This is a genomic window from Xanthomonas sp. LMG 12459 (genome assembly GCF_009192905.1).
GTDB lineage: Bacteria > Pseudomonadota > Gammaproteobacteria > Xanthomonadales > Xanthomonadaceae > Xanthomonas_A > Xanthomonas_A sontii.
Window position 1 is genome coordinate 1 of sequence record NZ_NSGT01000038.1, and the last position, 10,761, is coordinate 10,761.

The following is a 10,761-nucleotide window of genomic DNA, read 5'->3' on the forward strand; positions in this document are numbered from 1 at the left end:
TACAAAATTCGCTGTAGTCTCGGGGGCTCGGAGATGTGTAAAAGAGGCAGCAAGGGACGGGGCGGGGGAGGAAACAGCGGAAGACGACGAACGCACATGCCGGAGCATGGACACCTCCTGTGGTCATGATGGGCGAGCCGGGCCTACGCCCCCTGACGCACCGGCCACCGCAGTCTGCCAAGCGCAGGCAGGCAGGTCTGCGACCCGCTCCGCACTCCCGGGCGGCGCGCGGCGGCGCCAGCCTGCGTGCTAACGTGGTCGACCAACCGGTGGGCGTCCAGGACGGTTGCAGCAGCAACGATCCGATCGCGCCACCATCGCCAGCCTCCCCGCCCGCTCGTTCGCTGCTCCCATGCCCGACTATCGCTCCAAGACCTCCACCCACGGCCGCAACATGGCCGGCGCCCGCGCGCTGTGGCGCGCCACCGGCATGCAGGATGCCGACTTCCACAAGCCGATCATCGCCATCGCCAATTCCTTCACCCAGTTCGTGCCCGGCCACGTGCACCTGAAGGATCTCGGACAACTGGTCGCGCGCGAGATCGAGCGCGTCGGCGGCGTGGCCAAGGAGTTCGACACCATCGCCGTGGACGACGGCATCGCCATGGGCCACGACGGCATGCTGTACTCGCTGCCCAGCCGCGAGATCATCGCCGACTCGGTGGAGTACATGGTCAACGCGCACTGCGCCGACGCGCTGGTGTGCATCTCCAACTGCGACAAGATCACCCCCGGCATGCTGATGGCCGCCTTGCGCCTCAACATCCCCACCGTGTTCGTCTCCGGCGGGCCGATGGAAGCCGGCAAGACCAAGCTCGCCGACCACAACCTGGACCTGATCGACGCGATGGTGATCGCCGCCGATCCCACCGCCTCCGACGAGAAGGTCGCCGCGTTCGAGCGCAGCGCCTGCCCCACCTGCGGCTCCTGCTCGGGCATGTTCACCGCCAACTCGATGAACTGCCTGACCGAAGCGCTGGGCCTGGCCCTGCCCGGCAACGGCACCGTGGTCGCCACCCACGCCGACCGCGAGCAACTGTTCCTCAAGGCCGGCCGCACCGCGGTGGAACTGTGCCACCGCTGGTATGGCGCCGAAGACCCGCGCGCGCTGCCGCGCGGCATCGCCACCTTCGAGGCGTTCGAGAACGCGATGACCCTGGACATCGCGATGGGCGGCTCCACCAACACCATCCTGCACCTGCTCGCCGCCGCGCAGGAGGCCGAGGTGCCGTTCACCCTGCGCGACATCGACCGCCTGTCCAAGCGCGTGCCGCAGCTGTGCAAGGTGGCGCCGAACACGCAGAAGTACCACATCGAGGACGTGCACCGCGCCGGCGGCATCGTCGCTATCCTCGGCGAACTGGCGCGCGGCGGCCTGCTGCACACCGACCAGGCCACGGTGCACAGCCGCACCCTGGCCGACGCCATCGCGCAGTGGGACATCACCCAGAGCGACGACCCCGCGGTGCAGACCTTCTACCAGGCCGGGCCGGCCGGCATCCCCACCCAGATCGCCTTCAGCCAGACCACGCGCTGGCCCAGCCTGGACGCCGACCGCGCCAGCGGCTGCATCCGCGACGTCGCCCACGCCTACTCGCAGGAGGGCGGGCTGGCGGTGCTGTACGGCAACATCGCCGAGGACGGCTGCGTGGTGAAGACCGCCGGCGTGGACGAATCCATCCACGTGTTCGAGGGCAACGCCAAGGTGTTCGAAAGCCAGGACGCCGCGGTCAAGGGCATCCTCGCCGATGACGTGAAGGCTGGCGACGTCGTGGTGATCCGCTACGAAGGCCCCAAGGGCGGCCCCGGCATGCAGGAAATGCTGTACCCGACCTCGTACTTGAAGTCCAAGGGCCTGGGCAAGCAGTGCGCCCTGCTCACCGACGGCCGCTTCTCCGGCGGCACCTCCGGCCTGTCGATCGGCCACGCCTCGCCGGAAGCGGCGGCGGGCGGCGCCATCGGCCTGGTCCGCGACGGCGACCGCATCCGCATCGACATCCCCCAGCGCCGCATCGACCTGCTGGTCTCCGACGCGGAACTGGCCACGCGCCGCGCCGACCAGGACGCCCGTGGCTGGAAACCGGCGGAACCGCGCCCGCGCAAGGTCAGTACGGCGTTGAAGGCCTACGCGTTGCTGGCGACCAGTGCAGACAAGGGGGCGGTGCGGGACAAGGCGATGCTGGAGGGGTGAGGTGTTGTCATGCCATGAAGACTCCTGATTCCCAAGGTCTTCATGGCATCCCTGCCCTGCACTGTGGGAGGGACTTCAGTCCCGACGCGGATCAACAAACGCGCACGACTGGGCTGCTTTCCTGGACACCAAGGCACATGCGGATGTACCTGCCCGGCCTGCCCCATCCGCGCCGGATGTCGCTTGCCGTTGGCCAGGATGAAGCGCCGTATCCAGCCGATGTAGGCTTGCTCGGTGCGCAGGCTGTCATGCCGAAGCCGCAACCGGCCACGCACCTGCTCCAGCGCCCTCGGCGGTTGATGCGCCGTTACGGCTTCATCGTCATGGGTGTAACTCATACGCCAGCTCGAACGTCGGATAACGTAGCCAGCATGGCGCACGGAGCTGCGGCCACCATCCGGCAAGTCATTGATGCAATTTAGGAATTTCCCGCTTTGCAGACGTCTGGCGTTGCTGGATACTTGGGGCATCACCGCTTTTGGGCGGTCCAATAGTAGTTAGCACTCAAAGGCAATGTCCCTGGTACTCATAAGAAAGCTATTTGGCCGCCCTGCGGAGAACGTCAGCACTGCCGCATCTGACGACTACAAAGAACGCATCAAAGCGTTCGAGAGCGTCCTTAGCGACTGCCTCAATGTCTCTCGCAACTGTGCTGGCATCCCTGCACCATCAGGAGCCCACTTCTATGCCAGTGTTTTGTTCACCACACTTTGCGCTCGCGGCGTTAGCTTCGCGATCCTAGCTCCAGGCACGTCATGGTCAAAGAAGATCACCGACCACTGGGACTATGCCTCACTAGCAGTACTTGTCAGGTCTCTGCTTGAGGTAAGGCTAGCGTTCTTCTATCTGTGCATCGAGCAAACCACCCAGAATGAGTGGGATTGCCGCTGGAACATCTTCAATCTCCATGACTGCACGGCAAGGATTCATCTGTTTGAGGAGATGGATCCAAACTCGGCCGACATACCTGGGTTTCAAGAGCAGGCCGCTGAGCTTAGGGGTCGACTCAATAGCAATGCCTTCTTCTTGACCCTTCCTGCCTCAGATCAGCGCAAGTTCCTTCACGGCAAGAGCGCGTTTCTCGCGCCGCTGGAGACAGTTGCTGCCGCGGCTGGCGTGGAAGTTCAGCAGTTTCGTTGGCTGTACAAATTCCTTTCCAGCCATGTGCATGGCCTTCCCTTGTCTTTCTACCGCGCCGGCCAGTTCGACGAGCGCGGGCGCGGGGTGCATTGCGAGATTGAGGACAACTACAGTTGCTTGTGCGTTTCCTTCGCCCTTACGCTACTGGTAGCGGCGCGAGACGAAATGGAGGCTTTGTTTTCTCCCCACGTTGAGCGCTAACAATTCGTTCAAGCCGAAGCCGCTTCGTGGCTCGGCTTAACTCAGGTGTTAGCAGGACATGGATACTCTCTCGTTCATTGCTGAGCTCATCAAATCCCTCGCATGGCCACTCGCCGTTGTTGTGGTTATTTTGCTATTTCGGAGCGAAGTTACTGCCCTGCTCAAGACCATGAAACGCGGCAAGGTCGGAATGGCTGAGTTCGAGTTTGAGAGAGATGTCCTTAAGCTAGCATCCTCTGCTCAGGCACTTCCAAGCACTAAAAGCCCTGATAACGCAGCTCTGATCGCAACTCAAAACCCTCGAGGAGCGGTGTTGGATTCGTGGCTTCGTCTGGAAGAGAAAATTATCTCTTTGGCAATGCGCAAAGGCCTTACAAATGCGACTGCGAGGCGCTATCCACGCGGCTCCATTGATGCGCTAATGAAGTCAGGGCTGATCACGTCAAGTGATCGCTCAATCATCGATAGCATGCGCGAACTGAGAAATCTCGCTGCACATGACCCTGATTTTTCGCCGAATCCAGATTCGGTGGTGAGCTACTTGCAGTTGGCCTCAGATCTTGGTGCGCGTCTTGACAAGATTTGAGGGCTGTCTTGCTAACAAGTCATTCAAGCCGACGCCGCTTCGCGGCGCGGCTTAACCCAGGTGTTAGGTGACATGTCCAAGCTCCTCTCAATCCTGCTATCGACAGCTCTGCTCGGTGGATATTCCGCCGCTGCATGCAGCTCTTCACTCGACCTGTATGGTGCTTTCTTCAAGGCCGGCCATCCCATCAAGGGTGAGACGATCGACGAGGCTGCAACTGGGGCAGACCAAATTGCCAACTTGAATCGCTCTGTCGAGCTAATCAAGCGCCACCCGGACGTCAGGTTCGAGATTGCGGGCCATACTGATCAGTATGAGTGTTCCGGGCAAGAGTGCCGCTATCTCGCCCAACGTCGAGCGCTTCTCCTATACAGGTTCCTGCTAGCCGCTGGCGTAGATCCGCTTTGTGTCATTGCTCTAACCGAGTACGGGTCCACTCGCCCGATCGCTGGCGAACGGGAGGAGAACTCGCTCAATCAGCGCGCCGAGCTAAACGTGGACATTGAGCCGTAAAGTGCTCCAGCATGGCACCTAACAATTCATTCAAGCCGACGCCGCTTCGCGGCGCGGCTTAATTCAGGCGTTAGGCGGTGGTGGAGCAAATCAGCTGGTGGGTAGGGCTTCGTCGGTTGGCTGGCATGCCGGCGGTCGGTTCCGGCAAGTCGCTGTTACCGTTGCTGGTTGCAGTAAGTTCGGTGCTTTGCCCTTACCCGTCATTCCCACGCTACGCTCGTTGCACTTGGATTCGGTGGCAGCACGCATCGGTGCGTCGCTGGGCAAGCTCCATCCCCCAGGCTGTGGCACACTTGGTCCAGGCGGCAGTGCTGGGGAGCAGGGTTGCACAATCCAACCTTTGGGGCCACTTACTGCCTAACAACTCAGTCAAGCCGAAGTTTCTTCGCAACTCGGCTTAAGCTCCAGGGAAGACAGACCACGATGAAGCTCACCGCGATTATGCTGTTGACGGCGTTCCTCACTGTGGGAATGGCATATGCAGGGCCGCCCGCCGCAACGCCAATACACTTTGCAGTGCTAAAGGAAGACACCAACTCGGTGTCGCAGATCATCGGGCTCTGCGATGGCACACGCGAGGACGACGAGTTCGGTTGCCGGCTCGCGAGGATCAATTTGGTCAAGGGAGACGAGCTCCAGCGCAAGGTGCTTGGTGGCGGCCCAGAGCAATGTGTACTTGGCGTCTCATCAGACGGCCAGGAGGTCAAGTTTCGTAAGACCGCTGACAACACTTGGATTGCAGTATCGCCCCCGTCCGTGCTATGCGGCATCGTCAGCAGCTACACGCTGGCAAGTGCTGGTGCCCACGCAGCATGGAAACTAACGATCACAAGCAAGAAGACCGATTCATCCATGCCGATGTGCAAGTCGTTAGGTGAAACCAGCGAAGAATTCTATATCGGCTTCCCATCGCTCGCGTGCCAGAATGTCAAATTCGGCCCCAACCCCGGCTTCTGATCCTATTTCTCTAGGGATAGTCTGATCCGAAGGGCAATGGATGAAGAGCAATGGATCCAGGTTCCGACGTCCCCCCGGTTTCATACGATGGCTACACGTCGACCGTCCTGCGGTTTTGCCCTTGGTGCGGCAAGGACCTTCCGTCTTCGCTACAGTCCGAGTGGTACAAAGAACTCGCTGAGCGTGGCTACTCAGACCCAGGAGGCGATGACCTCATTCCCGAACAGTTCAACTCAGATAGGTGGTGGCGTGGCCGCGCCCTAACAATTCATCCAAGCCGACCGTCCACTGGCTACGCCAGCGGCGGGCGGCTTAATTCAAGCGTTAGGCGGCTGGCATTGGCTTGGTGTTGGAGCCGCGTTTGCATCCACCACATCGCCGGCTGACACTTGGCTGTGTCACCTCATCGAATGGTCAACGTGGCAGGCCCTGTATCGGACGCAGCACCAGACAACACGGTCGTCGGCGTATTAGTTCGGCGCGCCATCTTCGTTGGGCCATCCCGGCCTAACCAGTCAATTAAGCCGACGTGCCTACGGCACGCGGCTTATTTCCAGTGTTAGGCCGTTGGCATGAACTCACTGCAGACCAAAAGATCGATCCTGTTCGGTGCACTTATCGCTCCTCTCGGGGCACCAGTGGCATTCTTGCTGTACTCGCTGGCGTCCGCTCTAGTGCGGGAGGGGCTGCCAGGGCTCAAGGATTGGCCCATTGCCGTTGTAATCTATTTTTCTTTCGGTCTACCCATCGCATATGGAGCGATGGCCGCTCTCGGCTTACCCTACGTCACGTGGCTTCGGTGCGCTGGCTATTTGAGCTGGCTCAGTGTATGCGCTGGTGCTGTCATAGCCGGAACATTTTCGCTGCCGGGCAGTCTCATGCTTCTAGGCGTTGGCTCACAGCCCTATCTTGCCAATTTCGCAGCTGGCGGCTTTATCGGTCTCGTTTGTGGCGTATTGTTTTGCGTTGTTACGGGGCCTAAAAATTTATTCAAGCCGGCGCCGCTTCGCGAAGCCGCCAACTCAGGTGTTAGGCGGTAGTGTTGTGCGTGCGGCGCGACTTACGCCATCGGTGACAGCGATAGCGCTTCAGCGGCCGGCCTCGGTTCGCAATCCTCACGTCTACCGCCATCGGATCGCCCGCTACTTGGTCATCCAGCTTCGTTGCTCTGCTGCGCTCATTGCCTATGGTTTCGGTCACATCCAGCGGCCAGCATCTCGGGCGAGCCCCAATACCGCTATTTGTGGCATGCTCGGCTATTGGCGCAAGTGCTGGGGAGCACGCTTCTTGCTCACCACCTCCTGGCACGACCGTCTAACTATTCATTCAAGCCGACCCCGCTCCGCGGTGCGTCTTAACTTAGGCGTAAGGTTGCACCCCCAATGTCCAGCATTGTGAACGGCTACATCCACTGCTTCCGCTCGGAGACTGACGTCGAGGCCCATAACAGAAGGGTGCTTGAAGGTCTTGGCGATACAGGATCTTTGCTAGTCAGGCCCATGTTCTCGTTGTTACCAAACCATCGCGGACATAGTTACTACGGCCATCTCATCCACTTCGCCGCCTACTACAAAGAATTTTTGGATCTAAAGGAGGAATGGATAGTGGCCTACGAGAGCCTTTTGGAGTCACTAGTATGGGATTCATCGGAAGTAATGCATCAATGGACTGGCGCGCGCACTGTGTGGCGATCCCAGGGCAGCCAGCAGATCGAGAGTATCAGCGGCATGAAAGTGGTCACCAGAAAGACATTTCCGTACGATCTTGCCGCGAGCGCAACCTAACCAATCATTCAAGCCGACGCCTTCGGCGCGAATTAACTCAGGCGCCAAGGCCCAAACAGCGTTTCCTCGAAAATGTGATGATCAATGCCCGACCTAAACGCTATTCGTTCAATTTCCATCTCGCTCACTGAAGACGAACTACGCTACTTAGTCTCATGTGGCAGCGCTCTGGTAATGAACGTGCCCGAAGCATCGTTACCCACCTACACACACTTCTCGAAACATCAAATCATTGATTTTTCCAGGCGAATTCGCAGCCTCATGAATTTCCACAATATAGACATGTAGGCATCCAGTCCTGAACGGTTTTGGGAAAAAAATTCATCCAAGCCGACGCCGCTTTGCGGCGCGGCTTAACTCATATGGTAGGTGTAAAAAATGGAATTCCGAACACTCAAGTGCCCACACTGCAAAAAGAAGGGAGTCAGCCTGGTCAAGAAGCTCCTATCCGGACCCGCCTTCGAGCATCGTTGCAGTAAATGCAACAGGTACTGGGGTGTTTCGCATTGGGCGGCCCTAGCGTCTGTGACTTGCGTTGTTGCCTATATCGTCTATCTCGCACTCGGGGGACCAGTTCCATTTGGCTCGCGTACTTTTGCGACCATTGCGTTCACTCTTGCGCTTTGCATACTTTTACTCATGGTGCCAACCGTCAAAAAATAGGCTGGCACCTAACAGTTCATTCAAGCAGAATCGGCGTGCAGCTTGCATGACCAACGTCGCGGGCGCCCTGGCTTGCCGGCGATCGTCGGCAGGGCATCGACCAGTCCTCGAAGACCACCGCGTCGTGCCGGTTGGCTCCGGTCACGCAGACCGCCAAGTGAACGCCATTGCGGTCGACGATCAGATGCCGCTTGGTGCCGAGTTTGCCGCGATCGGTCGGGTTCGGCCCGGTGTACGCTCCCCCCGTGGGGAGGCCACACTGGCCGCGTCCAGGCTGGCTCGGCTCAGGTCCAGCTTGTCGGCTCGCCGCAACTCGGACAGCAGGACCTGATGCAGGCGATGCCGGACGCCGGCGGCCTGCCAGTCGCGTAACCGGCGCCAACAGGTCATGCCGCTGCCGTAGCCCAAATCCAGGGGAAGTTCTTCCCATGGGATGCCGGTACGCAGGACATAGACGATGCCGTTGAGGGCCTGCTGATCTCTGACGCGAGGCCGCCCTCCTTTGGGCGAAGGCTTTACTGATGGGATCAGCGGTTAGATGCGCTTCCGCAGCGCGGCGGGGATCTCTTTGCGACGGGCCATGTCGCCAATTTTGCCACCTGCGAATCTGTGTTCAAATAGGTTTTGTTAGTGACTCTTAGTCCGGTTCCATCCATGCGTCCTTGCTGATCGACAGGACACCCCATGATTGCATGCAAGAGCAAACTCGATCGCAAAAAGCACCTGGCCTCGATCGTCGCCGGTCATCTCGTGTCTCTCGGCCACACCGCTTCGGTTGTGGAAGGGAGGATCAATTCGGCCGGCCACAGGGATCAGGTGCTCGTGGATAGCGCGATCGGCCTGGTGCATGTCACCGCATCGAGCAACACCGAGCCGAACGGCAGCATCCTGTGTTCGGATATCGAAGACGGCGATCAGTCGTTCCTCGCCGACAAGAAAGTCGTGGCGTTTGGCTGGAACACCCGCGATGGGCGGACGACGGTCATGCTCGTGCCTGCCGAGGCGGTGCGCGGCAACAAATCGATGACCAAGGATCAGATCAGGTCGGCTAGCATTCGCGCGTACACCCTGATGCTGGGGCCACATGCATGAGCCTCGATGCAGGCACGACCGGCCCGAGCCGGCTTGGTTCACGGCTCAGGCACGATTTTCCACCCAAGAAGGCAGACCGCCCGATGAAATCGCTCCGCCGCTGTACGCTTCTTGCACTCGCATTGCCGGTCTTCTGTTTTTCTGCCACGGCGGGCAATCCCCAAGATGCGGTACTGACCTACCCCGCCGATGCCGCTGTGCCGATCTCGTTCACCTTGTTGACGCGCCAGGGAAAGGTGGGGCGTGATAACGCGATTTACGACAACTACCGCCCACAGGTGCGATTCTCCGGTGAGAGTAAGGACGTCATGTGTGCAGTGCGCATTTCCAAAGCGCAGGAGAAGATCGAACCCGGCGAGACCGCTGCGGTGTCTCTGAGCTGCATCGAGCAGTTCCATGTTTTGGAAAAAGACAGGTCGTTCATCGCCTATGAGGGCGGACGCAAGGTCGCCGAGGGCATCCTGCGTTGATGGCGCTGGCAATGTCAGGCGGCACGGCGCGTCAGCGCACAGCCGGCATCGGACCGGCGCAGCGCGTCGTTTGCTCGATACGGAGTGTCCCCACCCTTCCAGCACGCGACGCACTTCTCGCTCGTTGATCGCGTGCCCCTTACAGCCGGCCATGCACTGGAAATCGATCTTTGCCTATGCCGCCCTGCTGTTTGTTCTTCGGTGCGGCGTTGGCTTTTTCAGAGGCTTATTCGAGCTAGGCGGCTTGGTGAATGCCTGGACCCTTCTCTCTTTCCTGCTCTGCGCCGCACTCTTCGCACACCTCGCGTTGCGCGTGGCGCAACACCGCCTCGCGCACGCCTGCCTCATCCTGGTCATCTACGCCGCCTTCGCGGATGCTCTCGCGGCGCTATTGCCACCAGACATGACGGACGAACCAGCCATGTTCGTCGCTGTGGAATGGCTGCAGCTGCTCGCCTCCGCAGGCCTCGGCCTGCTTGTCGGCTGGGTGCTTCGGCGCGCGGCCGATCAACGCCGGCTGCTGTAGTCGCGTGCAGCACGCGGCTACACCTGCCGATATCGCCCGAAGGTTGGCTGACGCTCATGGTCAAGATCATCAGATTCGTTGGCAAAGGAACGGCGCTGCTCCTCCTGGCAACGCTTGTCGCATTGGTCGCTTACGATGCGCTCGCTGTCCGCCCACATCTGGCCCGAATCCGCGATCTGCTCGCCCACGCCAATCCAGAAGACGCCACTCCTCCCGAAGCGATTCGCAGGCTGATCGATGCGAATGTGGGATCGCCCTCCCCGCATGCGGCTCGCCTGGTGACGTCCCTCGTCTACACGGATTTGGCGCAAGGTCAGTCGCACGTGCGCAACGCGCTTTGGAGCGTGCTGCTACCGGTGCACTTCGACGAGTCGCACATCTACGGCCTCTACTGCAGTCTTTCCTACAACGGCACAGATCATGGATTGAGCAGCTTTGCCAATCGGGAATTCGGCAAACCGCTTAGCCAGCTTTCACCACTGCAGGCAGCGACCACCGTTGCGGTCACCCATGCTCCTTGTATCTGGACATGTCGCCCCTAAACAGGCGTCATGTCTTCCGACTGATCATCGGAGGAGGTGTGGGAGGTCCAGTCGCTCCTAAAGCTTCGAGCTTGCATCGTAGATCGGCTCCGCCTT

10 protein-coding genes and 2 pseudogenes are annotated in these 10,761 nt (G+C 59.9%); 10 read left to right on the top strand and 2 right to left on the bottom strand.

The window, feature by feature from the left end; genetic code table 11:
* Positions 1 to 352 precede the first annotated feature (352 nt).
* On the top strand, positions 353 to 2,191 hold the full coding sequence (ilvD, locus tag CEK65_RS10470; protein WP_152181681.1) for a dihydroxy-acid dehydratase: 1,839 nt from the start codon (positions 353 to 355) through the stop codon (positions 2,189 to 2,191).
* Positions 2,192 to 2,346: 155 nt separating this feature from the next.
* On the opposite strand, the pseudogene CEK65_RS21175 reads toward ilvD, so the two are convergent.
* Positions 2,347 to 2,529 (bottom strand): annotated as a pseudogene (locus CEK65_RS21175) (phage integrase N-terminal SAM-like domain-containing protein); the annotation flags it as partial.
* A 175-nt stretch (positions 2,530 to 2,704) separates the two neighbouring features.
* Here CEK65_RS21175 and CEK65_RS10480 point away from each other — a divergent pair.
* The 5 genes from CEK65_RS10480 to CEK65_RS10505 all read left to right on the top strand — a co-directional run bounded on the left by CEK65_RS10480 (position 2,705) and on the right by CEK65_RS10505 (position 7,372).
* Complete coding sequence (locus tag CEK65_RS10480; protein WP_152181682.1) at positions 2,705 to 3,532, top strand: DUF5677 domain-containing protein; 828 nt, start codon at positions 2,705 to 2,707, stop codon at positions 3,530 to 3,532.
* Between the two features lie 58 nt (positions 3,533 to 3,590).
* Positions 3,591 to 4,118 carry a hypothetical protein gene (locus CEK65_RS10485; protein ID WP_152181683.1) on the top strand — a complete coding sequence of 176 codons (528 nt, stop codon included), beginning with the start codon at positions 3,591 to 3,593 and terminating at the stop codon, positions 4,116 to 4,118.
* A gap of 72 nt (positions 4,119 to 4,190) precedes the next feature.
* On the top strand, positions 4,191 to 4,631 hold the full coding sequence (locus CEK65_RS10490) for an OmpA family protein (protein WP_152181684.1): 441 nt from the start codon (positions 4,191 to 4,193) through the stop codon (positions 4,629 to 4,631).
* Positions 4,632 to 5,054: 423 nt separating this feature from the next.
* Positions 5,055 to 5,588, top strand: coding sequence for a hypothetical protein (locus CEK65_RS10500; RefSeq protein ID WP_152181685.1), 534 nt, complete (start codon positions 5,055 to 5,057; stop codon positions 5,586 to 5,588).
* Positions 5,589 to 6,970: 1,382 nt separating this feature from the next.
* Positions 6,971 to 7,372, top strand: a complete 402-nt coding sequence (locus tag CEK65_RS10505; RefSeq protein ID WP_152181686.1) for a hypothetical protein — start codon at positions 6,971 to 6,973, stop codon at positions 7,370 to 7,372.
* A 686-nt stretch (positions 7,373 to 8,058) separates the two neighbouring features.
* Here CEK65_RS10505 and CEK65_RS10510 read toward each other — a convergent pair.
* A pseudogene (locus CEK65_RS10510) lies at positions 8,059 to 8,566 on the bottom strand (IS5 family transposase); the annotation flags it as partial.
* Between the two features lie 153 nt (positions 8,567 to 8,719).
* Here CEK65_RS10510 and CEK65_RS10515 point away from each other — a divergent pair.
* The 4 genes from CEK65_RS10515 to CEK65_RS10530 all read left to right on the top strand — a co-directional run bounded on the left by CEK65_RS10515 (position 8,720) and on the right by CEK65_RS10530 (position 10,665).
* Positions 8,720 to 9,127, top strand: a complete 408-nt coding sequence (locus tag CEK65_RS10515; RefSeq protein WP_152181687.1) for a hypothetical protein — start codon at positions 8,720 to 8,722, stop codon at positions 9,125 to 9,127.
* On the top strand, positions 9,124 to 9,597 hold the full coding sequence (locus CEK65_RS10520; RefSeq protein WP_152181688.1) for a hypothetical protein: 474 nt from the start codon (positions 9,124 to 9,126) through the stop codon (positions 9,595 to 9,597). The genes CEK65_RS10515 and CEK65_RS10520 overlap by 4 nt, the downstream gene beginning before the upstream one ends.
* 151 nt (positions 9,598 to 9,748) lie before the next feature.
* A complete protein-coding gene (locus CEK65_RS10525; RefSeq protein WP_152181689.1) occupies positions 9,749 to 10,123 on the top strand; it encodes a hypothetical protein in 375 nt (124 codons plus the stop codon).
* A gap of 56 nt (positions 10,124 to 10,179) precedes the next feature.
* Positions 10,180 to 10,665: a hypothetical protein gene (locus tag CEK65_RS10530; RefSeq protein ID WP_152181690.1), complete on the top strand. Its 486-nt coding sequence runs from the start codon at positions 10,180 to 10,182 to the stop codon at positions 10,663 to 10,665.
* Positions 10,666 to 10,761: the final 96 nt, after the last annotated feature.

Bases quoted from the DNA above. Each gene is read 5' to 3' on its own strand.
- ilvD (WP_152181681.1), top strand. From the start codon at position 353: ATGCCCGACTATCGCTCCAAGACCTCCACCCACGGCCGCAACATGGCC.
- CEK65_RS10480 (WP_152181682.1), top strand. From the start codon at position 2,705: ATGTCCCTGGTACTCATAAGAAAGCTATTTGGCCGCCCTGCGGAGAAC.
- CEK65_RS10485 (WP_152181683.1), top strand. From the start codon at position 3,591: ATGGATACTCTCTCGTTCATTGCTGAGCTCATCAAATCCCTCGCATGG.
- CEK65_RS10490 (WP_152181684.1), top strand. From the start codon at position 4,191: ATGTCCAAGCTCCTCTCAATCCTGCTATCGACAGCTCTGCTCGGTGGA.
- CEK65_RS10500 (WP_152181685.1), top strand. From the start codon at position 5,055: ATGAAGCTCACCGCGATTATGCTGTTGACGGCGTTCCTCACTGTGGGA.
- CEK65_RS10505 (WP_152181686.1), top strand. From the start codon at position 6,971: ATGTCCAGCATTGTGAACGGCTACATCCACTGCTTCCGCTCGGAGACT.
- CEK65_RS10515 (WP_152181687.1), top strand. From the start codon at position 8,720: ATGATTGCATGCAAGAGCAAACTCGATCGCAAAAAGCACCTGGCCTCG.
- CEK65_RS10520 (WP_152181688.1), top strand. From the start codon at position 9,124: ATGAGCCTCGATGCAGGCACGACCGGCCCGAGCCGGCTTGGTTCACGG.
- CEK65_RS10525 (WP_152181689.1), top strand. From the start codon at position 9,749: ATGCACTGGAAATCGATCTTTGCCTATGCCGCCCTGCTGTTTGTTCTT.
- CEK65_RS10530 (WP_152181690.1), top strand. From the start codon at position 10,180: ATGGTCAAGATCATCAGATTCGTTGGCAAAGGAACGGCGCTGCTCCTC.